The 21,191-nt window shown below is 61.6% G+C and carries 16 protein-coding genes; 5 read left to right on the forward strand and 11 right to left on the reverse strand.

Features of this window, described 5'->3' with window-relative positions:
* Positions 1 to 22 precede the first annotated feature (22 nt).
* Together ACQRAX_RS04320 and ACQRAX_RS04325 are read right to left on the reverse strand one after the other, a co-directional pair.
* A complete protein-coding gene (locus ACQRAX_RS04320) occupies positions 23 to 1,210 on the reverse strand; it encodes a lipid-transfer protein (protein WP_412039276.1) in 1,188 nt (395 codons plus the stop codon).
* A gap of 37 nt (positions 1,211 to 1,247) precedes the next feature.
* A complete protein-coding gene (locus ACQRAX_RS04325) occupies positions 1,248 to 2,321 on the reverse strand; it encodes an acyl-CoA dehydrogenase family protein (RefSeq protein WP_412039275.1) in 1,074 nt (357 codons plus the stop codon).
* A gap of 306 nt (positions 2,322 to 2,627) precedes the next feature.
* On the opposite strand from ACQRAX_RS04325, the gene ACQRAX_RS04330 reads away from it, so the two are divergent.
* Entirely contained in the window at positions 2,628 to 5,306 is a 2,679-nt protein-coding gene (locus tag ACQRAX_RS04330; RefSeq protein ID WP_412039274.1) for a LuxR C-terminal-related transcriptional regulator, read from the forward strand.
* Positions 5,307 to 5,422: 116 nt separating this feature from the next.
* On the opposite strand, the gene ACQRAX_RS04335 is transcribed toward ACQRAX_RS04330, so the two are convergent.
* From ACQRAX_RS04335 to ACQRAX_RS04365, 7 genes are all read right to left on the reverse strand, one after another.
* The gene (locus tag ACQRAX_RS04335; RefSeq protein WP_412039273.1) at positions 5,423 to 6,751 is read right to left on the reverse strand and encodes an MFS transporter; all 1,329 of its coding nucleotides are present in this window, start codon (positions 6,749 to 6,751) and stop codon (positions 5,423 to 5,425) included.
* Positions 6,752 to 6,811: 60 nt separating this feature from the next.
* Positions 6,812 to 7,771 (reverse strand): electron transfer flavoprotein subunit alpha/FixB family protein, encoded by a 960-nt coding sequence (locus ACQRAX_RS04340; protein ID WP_412039272.1) that lies wholly within the window; start codon positions 7,769 to 7,771, stop codon positions 6,812 to 6,814.
* Positions 7,771 to 8,520: an electron transfer flavoprotein subunit beta/FixA family protein gene (locus ACQRAX_RS04345; RefSeq protein WP_412039271.1), complete on the reverse strand. Its 750-nt coding sequence runs from the start codon at positions 8,518 to 8,520 to the stop codon at positions 7,771 to 7,773. The genes ACQRAX_RS04340 and ACQRAX_RS04345 overlap by 1 nt, the downstream gene beginning before the upstream one ends.
* Before the next feature lie 27 nt (positions 8,521 to 8,547).
* A complete protein-coding gene (locus ACQRAX_RS04350; RefSeq protein WP_412039270.1) occupies positions 8,548 to 9,690 on the reverse strand; it encodes an acyl-CoA dehydrogenase family protein in 1,143 nt (380 codons plus the stop codon).
* Positions 9,691 to 9,700: 10 nt separating this feature from the next.
* Positions 9,701 to 10,897, reverse strand: a complete 1,197-nt coding sequence (locus ACQRAX_RS04355; RefSeq protein ID WP_412039269.1) for an acyl-CoA dehydrogenase family protein — start codon at positions 10,895 to 10,897, stop codon at positions 9,701 to 9,703.
* Between the two features lie 98 nt (positions 10,898 to 10,995).
* Positions 10,996 to 12,081 carry a Zn-dependent alcohol dehydrogenase gene (locus tag ACQRAX_RS04360; RefSeq protein WP_412039268.1) on the reverse strand — a complete coding sequence of 362 codons (1,086 nt, stop codon included), beginning with the start codon at positions 12,079 to 12,081 and terminating at the stop codon, positions 10,996 to 10,998.
* A 46-nt stretch (positions 12,082 to 12,127) separates the two neighbouring features.
* Positions 12,128 to 13,540 (reverse strand): coniferyl aldehyde dehydrogenase, encoded by a 1,413-nt coding sequence (locus ACQRAX_RS04365; protein WP_412039267.1) that lies wholly within the window; start codon positions 13,538 to 13,540, stop codon positions 12,128 to 12,130.
* A 231-nt stretch (positions 13,541 to 13,771) separates the two neighbouring features.
* On the opposite strand from ACQRAX_RS04365, the gene ACQRAX_RS04370 reads away from it, so the two are divergent.
* Complete coding sequence (locus tag ACQRAX_RS04370) at positions 13,772 to 16,372, forward strand: LuxR C-terminal-related transcriptional regulator (protein WP_412039266.1); 2,601 nt, start codon at positions 13,772 to 13,774, stop codon at positions 16,370 to 16,372.
* Positions 16,373 to 16,380: 8 nt separating this feature from the next.
* Here ACQRAX_RS04370 and ACQRAX_RS04375 read toward each other — a convergent pair whose 3' ends face one another.
* Together ACQRAX_RS04375 and ACQRAX_RS04380 are read right to left on the reverse strand one after the other, a co-directional pair.
* A complete protein-coding gene (locus tag ACQRAX_RS04375; protein ID WP_412039265.1) occupies positions 16,381 to 17,019 on the reverse strand; it encodes a TetR/AcrR family transcriptional regulator in 639 nt (212 codons plus the stop codon).
* 11 nt (positions 17,020 to 17,030) lie between these two features.
* Positions 17,031 to 17,816: an enoyl-CoA hydratase/isomerase family protein gene (locus ACQRAX_RS04380; protein WP_412039264.1), complete on the reverse strand. Its 786-nt coding sequence runs from the start codon at positions 17,814 to 17,816 to the stop codon at positions 17,031 to 17,033.
* Positions 17,817 to 17,957: 141 nt separating this feature from the next.
* On the opposite strand from ACQRAX_RS04380, the gene ACQRAX_RS04385 reads away from it, so the two are divergent.
* Genes ACQRAX_RS04385 through ACQRAX_RS04395 form a run of 3 tightly spaced genes read left to right on the forward strand, consistent with a single transcriptional unit; the run spans position 17,958 to position 21,182 of the window.
* Positions 17,958 to 19,100 carry an acyl-CoA dehydrogenase family protein gene (locus tag ACQRAX_RS04385; protein WP_412039263.1) on the forward strand — a complete coding sequence of 381 codons (1,143 nt, stop codon included), beginning with the start codon at positions 17,958 to 17,960 and terminating at the stop codon, positions 19,098 to 19,100.
* Positions 19,101 to 19,108: 8 nt separating this feature from the next.
* A complete protein-coding gene (locus ACQRAX_RS04390) occupies positions 19,109 to 20,263 on the forward strand; it encodes an acyl-CoA dehydrogenase family protein (protein ID WP_412039262.1) in 1,155 nt (384 codons plus the stop codon).
* Positions 20,250 to 21,182, forward strand: a complete 933-nt coding sequence (locus ACQRAX_RS04395) for an NAD(P)H-dependent flavin oxidoreductase (RefSeq protein WP_412039261.1) — start codon at positions 20,250 to 20,252, stop codon at positions 21,180 to 21,182. The genes ACQRAX_RS04390 and ACQRAX_RS04395 overlap by 14 nt, the downstream gene beginning before the upstream one ends.
* Positions 21,183 to 21,191 lie beyond the last annotated feature (9 nt).

The following is a 21,191-nucleotide window of genomic DNA, read 5'->3' on the forward strand; positions in this document are numbered from 1 at the left end:
TCTTGTTGTTGTTCAAAGGCCGTTACTGCTTGCCGTAGAGGGTCACCACGCAGGCGCCACCCAGGCCGAGGTTGTGTTGCAAGCCGTGCTTCAGGCCTTCGACCTGGCGGGCACCGGCGCTGCCGCGCAGTTGATGGGTCAGTTCATAGCACTGGGCCAGGCCCGTGGCACCCAGGGGGTGGCCTTTGCACAACAGCCCGCCCGAGGGGTTGGTGACCACGCGGCCACCGTAGGTGTTGTCGCCGTCGAGAATGAACTGTTCAGCGCCACCCTGCGGGCACAGGCCCAGGGCCTCGTAGGTCAGCAGTTCGTTGTGAGCGAAGCAGTCGTGCAACTCGACCGCGCGGATATCCTGCGGACCAACACCGGCCTGCTCATACACCGCACCTGCGGCACGCTCGGTCATGTAGGCACCGACAAAGCCGGTCATGGTCTTGGGCTCGAACGATTCCACCGGGTCGGTCACAAGCGACTGCCCGAGGATCGCCACGTCGCGGCGCAGGCCATGTTTGCGTGCAAAGGCCGGTGAACAAATGATCGCTGCCGCCGCACCGCAGGTCGGTGGGCAGGCCATCATGCGGGTCATCACCCCTTCCCACATCACTTGGTCGTTCATCACCTCTTCGGTGGTCACCACCTTCTTGAACAGCGCCAGCGGGTTGTTGGCGGCATGGCGGCTGGCTTTGGCGCGGATTGCAGCGAAGGTGCTCATCTGCGTGCCGTACTTGCGCATGTGCTCGCGCCCGGCACCGCCGAAGGTAATCAGGTTGCGCGGAATTTCACCGGCATCGCTGCACAGTTCATCCTGGATCGGCAGGTACTCGCCGCGCGGCAGCGGACGGTCGTCGAAATTTGAGCGGGTCGGCCCTGGACGCATCTGCTCAAAACCTACCGCCAGGGCGCACTCGACCTGCCCGCTCTGCACCGCAGCGCGGGCCAAATACAGGGCGCTGGAGCCAGTGGCGCAAGCGTTGTTGACGTTGAACACCGGAATCGCGGTGCGCCCTACTCGGTACAGCACCGCTTGCCCGCAGGTGGTATCGCCATAGACATAACCGGCGAAGGCCATCTGCACCTGGTGGTAATCAAGGCCGGCATCGGCTAACGCCAGGCGCACGGCCTCTGCCCCCATGTCGATGTAGCTGGGACTGTTGCCAGGTTTGCTGAAAGGGATCATGCCGACCCCGGCTACGAGTACATGTTCACTCATGGTGATGTCCTGAATGGTGGGTCAATCGAGGGGGGTGTCACATCGCGTCAGCGATGAATTCATGCAAGGGCCATTGCGCAGGGCCTGGCATCAGGCCTGCTGCGAATGGCTTGTCGTCAGTCTGTGGACGCAAGTGCCCCACGCAACAGTTCAAGGTTTGGCGGGCAAACACCGCGGCAATAGCCACCTGTCCAGGTGTCAGCGCTCGACCCAGCTGTGCGCCAAGGTAATAGTCGACCATCAGGCGCAAGGCCACCGCGCGTGCTTTGATGTCAGCCAGTTGATAACGGGTGTTCTGACGGTCCCAAGACCGTTGGCCTTGATCGTCGACCCGCTTGGCCTGGTCAAGGCTCAGGTCCACTAAGCGTTCCAGATAAGCGGCGGAAAAAATCGCCGACAGCAAGTGCTCCTGACTCAAGGCTGCATCCAGGTAGGCTTGGCCGCCACCGACATCGCCAAGCAGATGGCTAAACGGCACGCGCACGTCGGCCAGGCTCAATACCACACCCTCGGCGTCGCCGTAGGCCGGGGCACCAGGCGTACGGTGCACACCGGCACAGGTACGCTCAACCATGATCAGGCTCAAGCCCGTGCTACCGTCGACATTGACGGTCTGGCAGGCCAGCAGCAGAAGGTCGAAGTCGCCGCCATTACCCACCGCGCAGGTACTGCCGTTGATCAGCCAGTCATTACCGTCGCGCACCGCCAGCGGCGGCCATGCCCCCCCGCCATGAGCACCGGAAACGGCCAAGGCAAGAAGGGTCTGGCCGCTGCAAATCCCGGGAAGCCAGCGTTGCTGCTGTTGTTCATCGGCCAAGCTGGCAATGCACGGGGCGATGGTCTGCGAATGCAGGGCCATCACTCGCTCATGGATACCGGCACGGGCAAACTCCTCGCAGATGATCGCGGCGTGGCCGAAGTCGCCACCTCCCCCGAACTGTGCAGGCAAGGTCACACACAGCAAACCTTCACGCCCAGCCTTCAGCCACAGCTGACGCTCAAGGGGTGCATGCGCCTCCTGGCGCGGCAAATAATCGCGTTCCAGAAAGCGCCGCACTGCCGTGCGGAACAACTCATGATCTTCGCGGTAAAACGTGCGTTGAACGTCCATCCAGGAACCTTTTGCGCCGCAGCCCGATGTTCAGGCGACAACGGGCCAACCCCGTTGCATCGTGTCCTGATCATCGTTGCATGGGCAGCCACCGCACGAGAGCCACCCCCACCGGGTGGGCCTGTTTCAATGCAGGGCGGTTGTGCCCAATAATCGGACACCGCCACCGGGATGCCTGTCATTCCATTGTCGGGTGCAGTCCCCGCTGATCGACGGCGCATGGCAAAATGCGCTGATCGCAGAATAATAATTCGATCCCCTGCGCCAGCCGCATCGGCCGCAGGGGACGCCAGTGGAGTGTTTACAATGCCAGAAGCACATGACGGGGTTCCCACCGCCAGAACCTCCACCAAATATGCCTGCCCGAAATCCGCCGACAGTCACCTGCAGCGTTCGCGTCTGCTGCAGCAGATGGCCCAGGGTGACACCACCCGGCTGATCCTGATTCGCGCGGCAGCAGGGTTCGGCAAGACCACCCTGTTGCAGCAATACCGTGACCACTGCCTGACGACCGGTAAACAGGTGCTATGGATCAACCTTGAGCCCGCCGACAATGACCTGCCGCGTTTCTTGCGCCTGTTGGCCCATGGGCTGCAGCCTTATCTGCCGGTGACCGTGGAACCCGGTTCGTCACCACGGGTAGAGGACCTGCTGGAGTTGATCGCCGCCAGCCCTCGGCCCTTTGCCATCCTCTTGGATGAAGTCGAAGTGATTCACAACACCGAGGTGCTGGAATTACTCCAGCAACTGGTCGAGCTGTTGCCCGCCGGGTGCGTCCTGGCCATGGCCTCCCGGGCTTCGCCAGCCATCGGCCTGGGCCGTATCCGCGCCCGTGGCCAGCTATTGGAGATCAGGCCGGGCGACTTGCGCTTCACCCCTGAAGAATCGATGGCCTTTATCCGCGACAAACGCCAGATACCCTTGCGCGACAATGAGCTGGCAACGCTCTACCGCTGCACGGAAGGCTGGATCGCCGGGCTTTATCTGGCCAGCCTCTCGCTCAAAGACCGCGATGACCACGCGGCCTTTATTGCCTCATTCTCAGGCTCAAACCTGGAGTTGGCCGAGTACCTGACTGAGGATATCCTCATGCGTCAGAGCGAAGCGTGCCGCCTGTTCCTGATGCAAACCAGCATCCTCGAGCAGTTCTGCGTGCCGCTGTGCCAGGCCGTTACGGGCCGCAGCGACAGCGCGACAATGCTTGAGCACCTTGACCGTACCAACCTGTTCCTGGTGCCGGTGGACAGTCAGCAACAGTGGTTCCGATACCACCATTTGTTCGCCAGCTTCTTGCGCCACGCACTGGAGCGTGTACACCCGGATATGGCCAAGAACCTGCACGAAACGGCGGCCAACTGGTTCTTCAACGCCGCGCAACCGATCCCGGCAATCGAGCACCTGTTCAGCGCCGGCCTGCACGACGAAGCCGCCCGACGTATTAACCAGCACCTGGACACCCTGATCGACAGCGGCCGTACCCGGCTATTGCTGCGCTGGCTGGATCGCATCGCCCAGGAAACCCGCGACGCCTACCCTTACCTGTGCAAGTCCTACGCTTGGCTACTGGCCACTACCACGCGAATGAAGGACGCCTTGCAGGTCGCCCAGCGCCTGGAGCAGGTCAACGGTCCCGAGTACGCCTACGTCGGTCAGGTATTGCACTGCCTGCAACTGGGCGCCATCGACCAGGCCGAGGAATGTTGCAGCCTGGGCCTGGCATTGCTCGCCAGCATGCCCGCCGATGAAGTGCACCTGTACATGGTGCTGGCCAGCTCGGTGGCGATGAATCTGGTCGCCAACGGCCGCTACGATGAAGCCCGCAGCCTGCTGTCGACGGCGCTGCAGCGTAATCCGCGGATCAACGTCAGCTTTTTGCGCCACACCTTTAGCGTCAACGAAAGCATCCTTGACCTGATCCAGGGGCGCCTGAGCAATGCGCTGGTCCGAATGCAGAGCGCTGTGGAAACCCCGCACGGCAGCGGTCAGCTCAAACCCCATGAGGCAAAGCTGTCGCTGGATATTTTTCATGGTTTGCTGATGTATGAAAGCGCCGCCTTCGATGAGGCGCACACGTGCCTGTCGCGCTGCCTGTACTTTGCCAAACAGGTCATCTCACCGGAAAATCAGATCGTCACCCATGTGCTCACCGCCCGCATCGCCTACAACAAGGGCGACCGCACCACCTGGATGCGCTGCCTGGTCGAGTTGGAGCAGATCGGCCAGCAAGTCGGCTCACGCCGCCTGCAATGCTCGGCCTGGCTGGAACGAATGCGCGTGGCGATTCTCGAACAGCGCCTGGATGTGGCCAGCCAGGCGCTGCATTCGGCTGAATTGAACGGCGACTGGGACCGGCCGGACTTCATCCGCTTTGCCAACGAGGTCGACACCCCGAGCATCGCCCGCCAGCGCTTGCGCATTGCCCAGGGTGAAGGCGTGCTCGCAGCCAAGTCCCTGCGCCAGGCCATCGAACAAGCCCGGCACTGGCAGCATGTGCGTCGCGAGTTGAAGCTGCACATACTCCTGGCCATGGCCCTAGACAGCCAGCAGCAATCCCAGGAGGCATTCCAGGCCCTCAATGACGCCTTGCGCCTGGCCAGCCATGAGGGTTTTCTCGGCACCTTCATCGAAGAAGGCGAACGCCTGGCAGGCCTGGTGCAGCGCTGGGCCGTGGTGGGCAAGCCGCGTTGCAAGGAACTGGGCATCGAGCCTGGTTTCGTTGATGACCTGCTGCAACATCTGGGGCGGCATGCAGACGTCAATCCGGGCGAACAGGACGATAACGGCGCCCAGCAGGTACTGACCGGGCGCGAGTATCAGATCCTTCAGCTATTGGCAGTGGGCCTGAAGAACCGCGATATTGCCGAGAAGGTGTTTCTCTCCGAATTTACCGTCAAGTCGCACCTGCAGAAGATCTACGCCAAACTCGACACCAACGGTCGCACTGAAACACTGGCCATCGCCCGCGCGCGCGGCTGGATTGCTTGAGCAGGTATCGATCAGGACTGCGGTAGCCCTTCTTTTTGGGCGCTAGTCATGCCTGCGATGCAGGCACCGCGCCGATGCCATCGCCCGCAAGACTGGCTCCCACAGTACCTGCGCGCTCAGCTGGGTGACCGTTCCTTTAATTGCTTCGCTGGGATCGCTATCAATAAAAGCACTGCCCCCACCACCAACACCACGGCGATGACGTCAAAGGCCAGATATAAACTACCGGTCGCCGTCTTGATCGCACCGACCACCACCTGGCTGATGACCCCGGCCATGCCGCCAATGCAGCTGATCACAGCAATCCCCACCGCCGCTGCCGAGGGGCTCAGCAGCGCTGGCGGGATGGTCCAGAACAACGACAAGGATGCCAGCGCCGCTGCAGCCCCCACGGTCATCAGCATGACTGAAAACACCAGGTGTTCTTGCGCGGGCCCTAACAATGCAAAACACCCTGCACTGACCAGGACGGTCAGCGCCACATGCCAACGCCGTTCCAGGCGCTTGTCCGAACTGCGTGCCAGCAGGTACATGCCAACCAGCGCCACCAGGTACGGTAGGCTGGCCAACAGACCAATGGTTTTGAGGTCCTGCACGCCGAACCCGCGGATCAACGTCGGCATCCAGTACGACACCGTGTTCGAACCGCTGTACAGGCAAAAGAACACCAGACCTGCGATATACACCTGCCGATTGCGCAACACTTCACTCAGGCTGGCTTTGGTGGTGTCTGCGCCCTTCCCCTGTGCCAGTGCACGAGCTAACAGTTGCTTCTGGCGGGCCGTCAACCAGTGGACATCGTCCGGCTTATCCACCAGCCAGAACCAGCCGAACACCCCCAGCACCATCGCCGGAATGCCTTCAACCACGAACAGCACCTGCCAGTCGCGCAGGCCCATCCAGCCATGCAGGTGCGTCATGATCCAACCGGCCAACGGCCCACTGACAATGCCGGCAATCATCGCCGCCATCAAAAACACCGCGGTGATCCGCGCGCGCAATGCCGGCGGGAACCAGTACGTCAGGTACAGAATCACCCCCGGAAAAAATCCAGCCTCGGCCACACCGAGAAAGAACCGCGCCACGATCAGTTGGTTGGCGCTGGTGACAAAGGCCGTCGCCACGGTGACGATGCCCCACAGCACCATGATCCGCGTCAACGTCGCCCGCGCGCCGATCCGTTGCAGGTACAGGTTGCTCGGCACCTCAAAAAGGATGTAGCCCAGGTAGAAAATACCCGCACCGATACCATACGCAGCATCGGTCAAGGCAATGTCTTCGGCCATGCGCAGCTTGGCAAAAGACACGTTGAGGCGATCGATGGTGTTCAAGGCATAGGCCAGGAACAGATAGGGCAACAAGCGCAGGATCACCTTGCGAAACACCTCGCGGGTTTCCAGGCTCTCTGCATCGGTTACGGCGGGCAGTGCAACGGCGTCGTTCATGGAGCTCTCCTTGGCACGCGTTGGGCCCGCCAAGCGGGCACAACGCTGCGCGGTAGCGAATCAGAGTGCCGCTTGCAGTTCAGGCACCGCCTCGAACAGGTCGGCGACCAGGCCGTAATCGGCGACCTGGAAAATCGGTGCCTCGTCGTCCTTGTTGATCGCAACGATGACCTTGGAGTCTTTCATCCCGGCCAAGTGCTGGATCGCACCGGAGATGCCCACCGCAATGTACAACTGCGGGGCAACGATCTTGCCGGTCTGGCCGACCTGCATGTCGTTGGCGACAAAACCGGCATCGACCGCCGCCCGAGAGGCGCCGACCCCAGCGCCGAGCTTGTCGGCCAGACTGTACAGGTGCTTGAAGTTGTCGCCGTTCTGCATGCCACGCCCACCGGAGACGACGATCTTGGCGGCGGTCAGTTCGGGACGGTCGGATCTGGCCAGTTGCTCGTCGATAAAACGCGAAACACCGGCGTCATGGCTAACGCCTAGTTGCTCAATCGCCGCACAGTGAGCGCCCGCATTGCCGGTGATCGACTGCGCAGCAGGCGCAAACCCGGTTGCCCGAACCGTAATAACTTTCACCGCCGCACTCGATTGCACCGTGGCAATGGCGTTACCGGCATAGATTGGCCGTTTGAAGGTGTCGGACGACTCCACCGCGATGATCTCGGAGATCTGGTCAACATCCAGTGCCGCAGCCACCCGTGGCAGGATGTTCTTGCCGTTGGCGGTGGCTGGCGCCAGCACGTGGGTGTAGATCACCGTTTGTTCGATCACCAGGCCCGTTACCAGCGGTGCGATGTTTTCCGGCAGTTGATGGGCATAGGCAATATCGTCGGCCACCAGTACCTTGGTCACCCCGGCGATGGCGGCGGCCGCTTCAGCCACGGCACCCACTGCCTGGCCCGCCACCAGTACATGAATGTCGCCCCCCATCTGCGTCGCTGCGGTCACAGTGTTCAGGGTTGCCGAGACGACGGCGCCGTCTTGGTGTTCTGCAATAACTAGGATTGCCATCAGATTACCTTCGCCTCGTTCTTGAGTTTTTCAACCAGTTCAGCCACCGACTTGACCTTGATGCCGGCGCTGCGTGCAGCGGGTGCTTCGACCTTCAGGACCTTGTTGCTGGAGGCCGTGGAAACCCCCAATGCTTCTGGCGTGACGACATCCAGCGGCTTTTTCTTGGCCTTCATGATGTTCGGTAGCGACGCATAACGCGGCTCGTTCAAACGCAGGTCGGTGGTAACAATGGCGGGCAGGTTCAGGGCAACCGTCTGCAGACCGCCGTCGATTTCACGAATGACCTTGACCTGCGCACCGGCGATTTCGACGTTAGAAGCAAAGGTGCCTTGAGCAAAGCCGCTCAGCGCCGCAAGCATCTGCCCGGTCTGGTTGTTGTCACTGTCGATCGCTTGCTTACCGAGGATCACCAGCTGCGGCTGCTCTTTGTCGACCACGGCTTTGAGCAGCTTGGCCACCGCCAGGGCGTTGAGCTCATCGAGGGTTTCTACCAGCACGGCGCGATCTGCGCCCAGGGCCAGAGCGGTTCGCAACTGTTCCTGGGCGGCGCCAGGGCCGACACTGACCACAACCACTTCACTGGCGATGCCTTGCTCTTTGAGGCGCACCGCCTCTTCCACGGCAATTTCGCAGAACGGATTCATGGCCATTTTCACGTTGGCCAGATCAACGCCACTGTGGTCCGTCTTGACGCGCACCTTGACGTTGAAATCGACCACGCGTTTGACTGCTACGAGGACTTTCATCAGCTAACTCCACTCTTCGGGGACGGTTTACACAACGGCCATCAGTTCGCTGTACACCTGCAGGTGATAGTCGTCATCGCCTAACTGCCGGGCGACCATCAACAGGTGCTTGGCGTGGTGCGACAGCACGTATTCCCAAGTCAGGCCAATACCGCCGTGTAGTTGAATCCCCTGGTCGGCGATGTAGCGCGCGGCCCGGCAGACGATGAATTTCGCTGCGCACAGGGTGCGGGTGCGTTCATCACTGTCGGGCTGATCTGCGACGCAGGCGGCGAGCATCGCCATGGATGTGGCCTGGTCCAGTTCGATGTGCATATCGACCATGCGGTGCTGCAGCACTTGAAACTTGCCGATCGGCTGGCCGAACTGCTTGCGCGTCTTCAGGTAGTCCAGGGTCAGCTCGCAGGTGGCATTCATGCTGCCCACTGCTTCCGCACACTGCGCGGCAATGGCGCGGCCTTGCTGGTAGCGCAGTGCCGGCAGCGCCGCGCCGGGCGCGCCAAGCATGGCACCGGCGCTGACCGATACCTGATCCAGAAGCACATCGCAGGCCATTCGGCCATCCAGGCTCGGATACGCGCGCAGGCTTACACCCGGGCTTTTCGGATCGACCAGAAACAGGCTGATACCGGCCTGATCACGGCTATCGCCGCTGTTGCGCGCCGACACCAGCAACACGTCGGCGCAGTGACCAGCGACCACCACCGACTTGCGTCCACTCAGACGCCAGCCACCCTGCACCGCCTCCGCGCGCGTCTGCACGTCATGCAGTTGATAGTGGCTTTGTGGCTCCTGCAAGGCCACGGCCAGTTGCAGCGTAGCGCCGACTACCTGCGGCAACAGCTCGCTTTTCTGCTCCTGGCTGCCCAACTGCTCGATCAGACCGCCAGCGAAAATGACTGAATGCAGGAACGGCTCCAGGCACAGGCCACGGCCCAGCTCCTGAGCAACCAACATCACGTCAACGCCGTTGCCGCCAAAGCCGCCATAGGCCGGGTCGAACGGCACCGAGGTCAGGCCCAGTTCGCCCAGTTGCTGCCAGAACGCATAGCTGAAGCCGCGCGGGCTTTGCCGGTGTTCTTCGCGCTGTTCAAAGCTATAGGTGTCGCGCACCAGGCGTGCAGCGGTGTCTTGCAGCATGTGCTGCTCTTGGGTCAATTTGAAGTCCATGGCCTGCCCCTTAGAGTTCGAGAATCATCTTGGCGATGATGTTCTTCTGGATTTCGTTGGAACCGCCGTAGACCGAAGCCTTGCGCATTTCCAGGTACTGGCAGGTGGCGGTGGCACTGAAGTCGTTGTGCAACTGTTCCTCGCCGTGCCCGTAGCCCAGTTCGCTTTCCAGGTACGGCAGCGCATAGTTGCCCACCACTTTGGACTGCAGGTAGGTAATGGCCTGACGGATCTCGGTGCCTTTGATCTTCAGGATCGAGCTTTCCGCACCGGGCACGCCGCCATCGCGGGCGGCGGCGAGGATGCGCAAGTTACTCATGTCGATGGCCATCAGTTGCATCTCGACCTCGGCAACCTGAGCGCGGAAATGCGCGTCCTCGATCATCGGCTTGCCGTTGCGCAGCTCGATCTGCGCCGCCTGTTTCAGGCGTTGGAGCATGGCCTTGGCCATACCGATGCCAGCAATGGTGGTGCGCTCATGGGTCAGCAGGTACTTGGCACAGGTCCAGCCTTCATGCTCGCGGCCGACCAGGTTACGCACCGGCACCCGCACGTTGTCGAGGAACACTTCGTTGACGTGGTGACCGCCATCAAGGGTGATGATCGGACGCACGCTGACCCCGGGGCTCTTCATGTCGATCAGCAGGAACGAGATACCGCGCTGAGCCTGGGCCTGGGCGTCGGTACGCACCAGACAGAACATCCAGTCGGCCAGATGCGCTGTGGAGGTCCAGGTTTTCTGGCCGTTGACCACATAAAATTCATCCTCGCGCACCGCGCGAGTATTGAGGCTGGCCAGGTCAGAACCGGCGCACGGCTCGGAATAGCCCTGGCACCACCAGTCTTCGCAGGCCAGGATGCGCGGCAAGAAGTGGGCTTGTTGCTCGGGCGTACCAAACTTGCAGATCACTGGCCCGACCATGTTGATGCCGAACGGGATGATCCGCGGCGCCCCGGCCCGGCTGTATTCTTCATCGAAAATATGCTTCTGCACGGCTGTCCAGCCGGTGCCGCCGTGCTCTACTGGCCAACTGGCCGCCAGCCACCCCTTGTTATTGAGGGTGCGCATCCACGCAACGTTGTCGGCCTTGGAGATGCTTTTGCCGTGGCGAACCCGCTCGGCCAGTGTCTTGGACAGGTTTTGCTCAAGAAACTCGCGCACTTCGTCGCGAAACGCGAGCTCATCGCGAGTGAAATGGATATCCATCTGAAACCTCGATAGGGGGATTTACCCGCCAGCTACCTGTGTCGATACCGGCAAGGCTTGGCCGCCGCAGGCCTGGGCACTGCGACGGCCAGGGACGGTTACTGGTCGAAGACGATGACTGAGCGTGCCAGTTCGCCGCGACGCAGCTCATCGAAGGCGTCGTTGATCTGCTCGAGCTTGATTCGCTGGGAGATCATTTCGTCGAGCTTCAGTCGACCCTGCATATAGAAATCGGTCAGCCGTGGCAGGTCGACCGGAAAGCGGTTCGAGCCCATGAACGAGCCCTGGATTCGGCGTTCGTGCAGGAGCATCAGCGGATCAATATCCAGCTTCAAGCCCGGCTTGATCATGCCGATGATGGTTGCACAGCCGCCACGGGCGAGCATGGTGAAGGCCTGCTCGGCGGTTTGCTTGAGGCCGATGCACTCGAAGGAATGATGCACACCGCCTCGGGTCAGTTCCTGCACCTGCTGCACCGGGTCGCCATTTTTGGGGTTGATCACGTCGGTGGCGCCGAATTGCCGGGCCAGTTCCAACTTGGAATCCTGCATGTCGATGGCAATGATCCGCCCTGCCCCCGCCAGTGCCGCACCGTTGATGGTGGCCAGGCCGATACCGCCACAGCCGATCACCGCCACGGTCTCACCAGGACGCACCTTGGCAGTGTTGAATACCGCCCCCGTGCCGGTGGTTACCGCGCAACCGAGCAAGGCCGCACGGTCCAGCGGCATGTCGCGGCGGATCGCAACCAGGGCATGCTCGTGCACCAGCATCTGTTCGGCGTAAGCCGACAGGTTGATGAACTGGGTCATCGGCTTTTGCACGTAGGTCAGGCGCGGTTCTTCGCCCTTGCCACGTTTGGTGTCTGGCGATACGCACAGCGACAGGTGGCCGGTCACGCAGTGTTCGCAATGGCCACAGTAGGCCGACAGGCAAGTGACGACATGGTCACCCGGCTTTACCGTGCGCACCAGTTCGCCGACTTGCTCGACAATCCCCGAGGCTTCATGGCCGAGCACCACCGGTGCCGGGTGTGGATAGTGGCCGTCGACAAAGTGCAGATCCGAATGGCAAACACCTACGGCGACAGTGCGCACCAGCACTTCGTGCGGGCCGGGTTTGCTGATCCCCACCTCTTCGATGGTCAAGGGTGAGCCAGGGGTATGGAATACGGCAGCTTTCATAGTCTTGTTCTCTTTATTAGCGAAGCTGGACAGTGGCAAAGGCGGTTCAGCGCTTGATCAGCGACCCCACCAGTTGTCGCACTTGATCGGTATAGGGTGGGCGCATCAGGTCCGGGCCATCGGCCGCGCGCAACACCGCCTTGGCATGACTGAACGTGCGGAAACCATCGAAGCCGTGGTAAGCGCCCATCCCGCTGGCCCCAACGCCACCAAACGGCAATGTTTCAACGCCGGCATGGCGCAGTACATCGTTGACGCAAACGCCGCCGGAAGTGGTGCGGTTGAGCACGAAGGCTTCTTCAGCGTCATGGTTGCCGAAGTAGTACAGGCCCAGAGGTCGCGGGTGACTGTTGATGTAGGCAACCACTTCCTGGATGTCGCTGTAAGGCTTGATTGGCAGTAACGGTCCGAAGATTTCGTCCTGCATGACCTTGAGGCTGTCATCGGGGTTGATCAGCAAGGTCGGGACGATCTTGTGGTGCGGCTGGTCGGCAAAGTTTTCTTGCGCCGGATTCAATTCCACGACCTGTACACCCGCAGCCCGCGCCTCGCCGAGATAACCTTGCAGGCGCTGGAAATGCCGGGCATTGATCACTGAGGTGTAATCGGGGTTGCTTTTCAGCGTCGGGTACAGCTTGGCCACTTCGGCTTTGGCCAAGCTGACAAACTCCGCGACTTTCTCCTCGGCAACAAACACATAGTCTGGGGCCAGGCAGATCTGTCCGGCGTTGTGCAGTTTGCCGGTGATGACTTTCTTCACCGCGGCTGCCAGGTCGGCCGAGCGCGAGATGATCGTTGGCGACTTACCGCCCAGCTCCAGGGTCACCGGCACCAGGTTCTCGGCCGCTGCGCGCATCACCTGCTTGCCAATACTGCTGGAGCCGGTAAACAGCAGGTGGTCGAACGCCAGGGCACAGAAGGCCTGACCAACCTCGGCACCGCCGGTAACGATGGCCACTTCATCCTCGGCGTACACCGTCGGGAAGATCCGCGCGATCAGTGCGCTGGTGTTCGGATTGAATTCCGACAGCTTGATCATCACCCGGTTGCCCGCTGCCAGAGCGCCAGCCAGGCCATTGAAGATCATGTTGCCCGGGAAGTTCCAGGCAGTAAGGATGCCCACCACGCCCAGCGGCTGGTAGCGTACCCAGGCTTCACCACGATCAGTCTGGCGCGGCTCATCGCGCATCCACTCGGCGACCTTGCTTTTGGTGTACTTCATCGACGCCAGCGGGCTGAGCACGTCGAACAAACGTGAGAAGTCATCACTGCGATGACCGAAGTCGGCCGCCAGGGCGGCGACGATATCCTCTTGATAATCAACCAGCAGGCCGATGGCCCGGTCGATCAGTTCGCAGCGCTGTTCAGCCGTCCAGGGCTCATTGGCCAGGCACGCGGCGCGTTGCTTTTCAAGCACGACACTGACCTCGGCACCACGCAGGTTTTCATTGGCACTCATGCGATTGGGTCTTCCTTAAAAAGGGATCGGTTCGGGAGCTGTCAATCACGCATCGGACCGTTACACTCACGGCTCGAACCGCGATTCGGGTAGAGCTCTAAGTGCCTGATAGTAGGAAGGCCGAGACCGTCCCGACGACAACCAAAGGTAGGATGCATGGAAGGTTTTCAACGTAGTTCAAACGAACCAGTGCAGGGAGTAGTGCTGCCAATTCGTGCGGGCAAATACCTTGTGCCATCGCTTCTGCCGGGGCAACTGCAGCGCCCGGCGTTGCTACCTGACCCTCAGCAGCCGGGTCTGCGCCTGCTGTTGATCAGTGCCTGCGCCGGTGCAGGCAAGACCACCCTGCTTGCCCAGTACCAGGCACGCTGCCAGGCGGTAGGCAAACCGACCTTGTGGTGCAACCTCGACGCGGCAGACAACAATCTGCAGCGCTTGCTGGCGACCTTGCACAGTGGTCTGAGTGAGCTGGGACTGATTGCTGGCAGCTCGCTGCCGGCCGATCCACTCCAGGCGCAACAGGCCCTGATCGAACAGGTTGCCTGCTGCCAGGACGCCTTTGCGTTGCTACTCGATGAGTTCGAGGTGATCAATAACCCCGAGGTGCTCGACTTCATCCAGCAGTTGCTCAAACTGCTGCCGGCCGATGTCACCTTGGGATTGGCCACGCGCATCACCCCGGCACTCAATCTCGGGCGTTTACGCGCGCAGGGGCAATTGCTAGAAATCGACAGCCAGGCACTGCAACTGAACCTTGAGCAAACCGGCCAGTACCTGCGCGAGCTGCGGCAACTGTCGTTGAGTCAGGATGAGATATCCCGGCTGTACCAGCGAACCGGCGGTTGGTTCACTGGTTTGTATCTGGCTTCGCTGGCCTTGCCGCGCCACGACGATGTGCCTGCGTTCATCAGTTCCTTCGGCGGCGCGACGCCGGCGTTAGCCGAGTACCTGGCCGAAGATGTCCTGGCCAGGCTGGACGAACCCTGTCGCCAGTTTCTGTTGCAGACCTGCGTACTCCAGCAGTTCTCCCCGGCGTTGTGCGATGCGGTTGCTGCGCGCAACGACAGCCGGACGATGATCCAGGCCCTGGAGCAGGCCAACCTGTTCATCAGCGCCATCGACGAACCGCGCCAGATGTTTGAGTACCACGGCCTGTTTGCCGAGTTTCTGCGTCAGACCCTGGCACTACAGCACCCGGACTGGTACGGGCAGGCACACCACGCGGCGGCGCGCTGGTATTTCGCCAGCGACCGCTGGGTGGAGGCGCTGGAGCATTTGTTCACCGCCGAAGATATCGACGAAGCTGCCTGCCAGCTGGCGCGACACGTCGACAAGCTGGTGGAGAACGGCCATGCAAGCTTGATGATGCGCTGGTTGTCGCGTATTCCCGAGGCTATTCGCGAGCAACATCCGGGCCTGGGTATTGCGTACGCCTGGGCGCTGATTCATGCGCGCCGCTACAAAGAAGCGCTGCAGATCATGCAAAACCCGACTCTGGCCGACCAACACCACCATATCCATTGCCTGTTGCTGTTGATCAACGACCGCGTTGACGAAGCCTTGCACAGTAGTCGCGAACTGCTGCAACGGCTACCGCCGCAGTCCAAGTCGCCCTTTCGAATCGCCGCCTATGTCCAGGCCTGCAGCCTGCTCTACAGTGGTCACTACGACCAAGCCCGGCAGTTACTCGGCAGCGATGAACTGCTTGAAGCACAAAGCGAGTCGTCGTACTTGCGCGACGTCACCGATAGCCTGGAGGCGATGCTGGACATCACCCAAGGGCAGCTGGACAGCGGTTTGAGCCGTTTGCTGGCCGCCAACCGGCGTAGCCGGGAGTCCTGGGCTGGCACCTCACCAGTGGGTTTCCCCGTGCTGCAAACCACACTATGTCTAGTGATGTACGAAACCGACGCACTGGAGCAGGCGCAGCACAAACTCGCCGAGCTGCTGCCCTATGCTCGCGACCACGCGGCCCCGGACTCACTGATCACCACCCATGTGCTGTTGGCGCGTATCGCCTATCTGCACGACGACCGTCCCGGATGGATGCGCTACCTGGCCGACCTTGACCAACTGGGCCGGATCGCCGGTTCCACGCGCATTCTGTGTTCCACCTGGCTTGAGCGCGCGCGGGTCGCCACCCTGGAAAAACGCCTGGATACCGCTGACCATGCCATGCGCTCGGCCGAGCAGCTCAGTGAGTGGGATCAGCCCGGGATACTGCTCACTGCCAACGATGTCGATACCCCTTTCATCGGCCGTCAGCGCCTTAACATCGCTCAGGGCATCGGTAATCCGGACGATGTACAGCAGGCCATGACACAGGCGCTGCAACGCAACCAGCTGCGTCGCGCACTAAAGCTGCGCTTATTGTTGGTACTGGCGTTCGAGGCCCGTAAGCAACCAGCAGAGGCATTGGAACAGTTGACCATCGCCTTGCGCGCTGCCAGCCCGGTAGGTTTTATTCGCACCTTCCTCGACGAAGGCGCCCCCCTGGCGGCGGTATTGGAACGCTGGTCGGTGACCTTCCACGGCCAGGAAAGCACCCTGGGCATTGAAGCCCGCTTTGTTGCCCATTTGCTGCAACGCAGCCAGGACGAACCTACGCCGCAAACCAAGCGTGAAGAAAATGCCCCCAATAGCTTGTCGGTGCGTGAATTGCAGGTGTTGCGATTGCTGGCACTGGGGTATCGCAACCGCGAAATCGCCGAAAAAATGTTCCTGTCGGAACTGACGGTCAAGTCACACCTGCGCAAGATCAACAGCAAACTCGGCGCCGGCGGTCGTACCGAAGCGGTGTCGATCGCCAGGACTCGCGGCTGGCTCGACTGAGCCTGGGCTCAGACAGCCATGGCGGTATCCAGGAAATCGAGCAATTGCTTGTGCAGCAACGCCAGCTCGATACCCTCAGGATCGAGTAGAAACTGCAGCATCGACCCACGTAATGTGCCGAGGATCAGCACCGCACCGGCCAGCGGCTCGATCCCGACGCGAATTTCACCCGCGGCGATTCCGTCGCTGATGCAGCCAGCCAGGTGGTGTTGCACCGTGCGGTTGTACTGCGCGAGGATCTGCGCTGTTTCCGAATCCTGGGTCACCGCTTCAGCCATCAATGACAACAGCGCACGGCTATTAACCCAATCACTGTCACTGCGTCCCAGGTAGACGCTGACAAACCCTTTGAGCGCGTCCAGGCCAGGACGCCATTTCGGCGCTTCGACCTGCACCAGGCTCATGAAATTATCATTGACGAATCCCGCCAGCGCCCGGAGTAGGCCGGCCTTGCTGCCAAAATGGTGAGTCGCCAGGCCACGGCTGTAGCCCGCCTCCTCGCCCACTTCAGACAAGGTCATGCCGACCCAGCCCTTGCGTGCCACAATCTGCCGTGCCGCCTGCAACAGGCGTTGCTCGGCTTCACCACGGCGTTCGGCTTGGGTACGGCGGGATCCGTGGGCGGCGGTTTTATCAGCGGGTTCCATCAAGTAATTCCTTACTTACCGGTAAAAACGGGTTGGCGCCGCTCGGCCATGGCACGGGTGCCTTCAGCGAAGTCGGCGCTGACAATCTGCCATTCCTGCTCGCTGGCCTCACGATCAATGATCCGGTCAACGGCATCGGCCAGGCCCATTCGCAGGGTCTCGCGGCTGGACACCACCGCGCCGGGCGCACTGGCGGCAATTTCTGCGGCCAGCTCGCGCGCAGCCTGACGCTCCTGGCCAGGTTCGGCCAGTACATCGGCAAGGCCAATGCCCACCGCCTCACGACCGTCAATGCGACGGCCGGTGGCAATCAGCAATGAAGCCATCTGTACACCGACCAGGCGCGGCATGGTAACCGAAATGCCGAAACCTTGATGAATGCCCAAACGGTTGAAGTTGGCCGAGAAGCGTGCTTTCTCGCTGGTCACACGAAAGTCGGCCACCAGAGCCAGACCCAATCCGCCGCCCACCGCTGCGCCTTCGACCACACAGATCAATGGCTTGCGGGTACGAAACAGGCGCACAGCCGATTTGTAAACCCGCCGCGGATACTGCGGGTCACACTGATCAGCGCCGGAAAAATCGGCACCGGCGCAGAACACTTTGCCCTCTGCGACCAGCACCGTCACCCGGCACGCGGGCAGCTGGTCCAGGTAATCCAAGGTGTTGGCCAGGTCCTGAATCAACTCGGCATCAAAAAAATTCAACGGCGGGCGACTGAAGCTCAAGGTTGCGATATGGCCATTGAGTTGCAGCGCAAGGCCGCGGCCAGGGACAAAAGCGGTATCAGTAGACATGCAGACTCCGGATTGAACACAAGGTAAGTGATCGACAGCTACTTGCTTCGCTGCAAAGGTTGCTGTTAGGTTATTTACTTGTTGGGCGTTCAGCAAGTTTAAGTTGAGCACCTGCTCCTTCAATCACACGAGCACAAAGCCATGCAGGCACTCGATATCCGGCCCTGTCATCTAGACGCCAAGGCAGACGCCTTGCGCACCGAGGTCCGCGAATTTCTCGCTGACGCGTTGAAAGACTATCCCGCTGAGCAACGGGCCAGGAACTGGAACGGTGCCGACCCCGACTTCAGCCGCAAACTGGGCGAGCGCGGCTGGCTGGGGATGACCTGGCCCAAGCGTTATGGCGGCCACGAACGCAGCGCCCTTGAACGCTACGTTGTCCTGGAAGAATTGCTGGCTGCCGGCGCGCCCGTGAATGCGCATTGGATTGCCGAGCGCCAATCCGGCCCGTTGCTGATGAAATTCTCCCCCGAGGTGCTGGCCCCACGCCTGTTGCCGGCCATTGCCCGCGGCGAATTGCTGTTCTGTATTGGCATGAGTGAACCCGACGTCGGCTCGGATCTGGCCTCGGTACGCACCCGTGCACAGAAAACCGACGGCGGCTGGCTGGTGAACGGTAGCAAGGTCTGGACCACCGGTGCCCAGCGCTGCCACTACATGGTCACCTTACTGCGCACCGGTCCCAAAGAGGCCGACAACCGCCACGCCGGTCTCTCGCAACTGCTGATCGACATGCAGGCGCCGGGCGTCACGGTACGGCCGATCTACAACATGCTCGGTGAGCATGACTTCAACGAAGTGTTCTTGGAGAACGTCTTCGTTCCCGACGATTTCCTGATTGGCCAACCGGGTGATGGTTGGAAACAGGTGGGCGCCGAACTTGCCCTGGAGCGCAGTGGCCCGGAGCGCTACCTCAGTTGCACCCAGTTGTACCTGGAAATGCTCGACGCCGCCGATGCCAACGACAGCCGCCAGCGCATCAGCCTTGGCCGCGTCGCGGCACGCTATGCGGCATTGCGGCAGATGTCCCTTGGCGTCGCCGGCATGCTCGCCCGCGGTGAGAACCCGGCGACCCCCGCAGCATTGGTCAAAGACCAGGGCGCACTGCTCGAACAGTCGTTGCCCGACCTTGCCCATGACCTGTTTGGTGGCAGCCGCCAGCCCGGCAGCTCACTCGACCAAGTGATGCGTTACCTGACCCAGACCGCCCCGTCATTTTCCCTGCGTGGCGGCACCCGCGAAATTCTTCGTGGAATCATTGCCCGAGGATTAGGCCTGCGATGAACCAGCCCATGACTATTGAAAGCTTCGATACCAGCACCCCGTCGCCCCTGCAATCGCTGATCGCCGACAGCGTTGAGCGCCTGTTCACCGATCAGGTCAGCGCGCAGCTGCTGGCGCATTTCGATGCCGGTGAGCCGGCCAGCGCGCTATGGCAGCAGGTTACTGAGCTTGGCCTGCCCTTGGCGCTGGTGGCTGAAGAAGCCGGTGGCAGCGGTGCCAGCTGGCTGGAAGTCAGCCCGGTGTTGCGTGGCCTGGGCTACTGGAATGTGCCGTTGCCGTTGAGCGAGACCATGCTGGCCGCTCTGCTGTTGTCTCGTGTCGGCCTGGCGGTGCCCGATGGGCCGATCAGCCTGATCCAGATCGGGCGCCTCGGCGACCTGCACTTGGACAAAGACGGTCTGCTCCATGGCCGCTGCGTCAATGTACCCTGGGCGCGCAGTTGTCAGTGGGCAGTGGTCGCTGATCCCCAGGGTTGGCTGGCGCTGGTCGACCTGCGCCAGGCCCAGGTCAGCCTTGAGGCCGGGAGCAATTTTGCCGGTGAAGAGCGCGACACCCTGCAGTTTGCCGCCGCCCCCGTGCACGCCAGTGCACCATTACAGCTGGCCGATATCAGTGAACCTGTGTGGTTGCTCGGCGCTTTGCTGAGAGCGTGCATGCTGGTCGGTGCGCTGGAGGCGAGCCTCCACCAGGCCGTAGCCTATGCCAATGAGCGTGTGCAGTTTGGCAAGGCCATTGGCAAGTTTCAGGCGATCCAACAGCAATTGGCGCACATGGCTGGGGCGATCGGCGCGGCGCGTACCGCTACGCAAGTAGCCTTGCACAGCGCCAGCCAGCTGCTGCAGGCCGGACCTGGCGAACGCAGCACGCTGGCCTTCGATGTTGCCGTGGCCAAGGTGTGCGCCGGTGAGGCGGCGTCGCTGGCCGCAGCTGTCAGCCACCAGGTGCATGGTGCCATTGGCTTTACCCACGAGCACAGTTTGCACTACAGCAGCCGTCGCCTGTGGTCGTGGCGCGATGAATTCGGCAGCGACGCACAGTGGGCTGATGTGCTTGGCCAAGCGGCTATCGCGGCCGGCAGCCTAGGCTTCTGGGCAAGCCTGACTGCCGGTGATCTAGGCCTGCACGCGCCCGTCACCGAGAAGACTGCCCATGGCCCTGCCTGAGCTGTTGAGCAAACGACTGCGCCTGCCCATGCTGGGGGCGCCACTGTTCCTGGCGTCGACCCCGCCGCTGGTCGCCGCCCAATGCCGGGCAGGCATTGTTGGTGCGATGCCAGCGCTCAATGCGCGCAGCCCCCAGCAACTAGATGACTGGTTGGCGCAACTCACCGAGCAATTGACGACGGTGCCCGCGCCGTTCGCCATCAACCAGATTGTGCGGCGCAGCAATACCCGCCAAGATCAGGACCTGGCGTTGCTGGTCAAACACAAGGTGCCGATTGTCATTACCAGCGTGGGCGCGCCGGGTGAAGTCGTCGACGCTGTGCATGGCTACGGCGGCCTGGTGTTTCATGACGTGACCAGCGTGCGCCATGCGCACAAGGCAGCCGAAGCGGGCGTCGATGGCCTGGTCGCCGTTTGCGCCGGAGCCGGCGGCCACGGTGGCACCCTCAACCCCTTGGCGTTCGTCAATGAGATACGGCGTTTCTTCAACGGCACCGTACTGCTTGCCGGTGGCATCAGCTCTGGCAAGGACCTGTTGGCCGCACGCATCATGGGCGCGGACCTGGGCTATGTCGGCACACGGTTTCTCGCCACTCAGGAGTGCGAAGTCGATCCTGGCTACAAACAGATGCTACTCGCCGCCGACGCCGACCAGATCATCAACACCGCCCTGTTCAGCGGCCTGCGCGCCAACTACCTGCGCCACAGCATTGAGCGCAGCGGTCTGGACCCGGACAATCTTCCCCCGCTACCTGAGCAAGGTGGAACCGGCGGCCACAATGGCCATAAATTGTGGAAAGACATCTGGGCCGCGGGTCATGGCGTTGGCAGCATCGACGATGTACCGAGCGTAGCCGAGCTGATCCAGCGCTTCGAGCGCGAGTACCAGCACGCAGCTACCGTAATCCCGCAAGGGTGATGGCAGTTG

Source organism: Pseudomonas sp. UM16, assembly GCF_050312595.1.
Taxonomy (GTDB): Bacteria; Pseudomonadota; Gammaproteobacteria; order Pseudomonadales; family Pseudomonadaceae; genus Aquipseudomonas.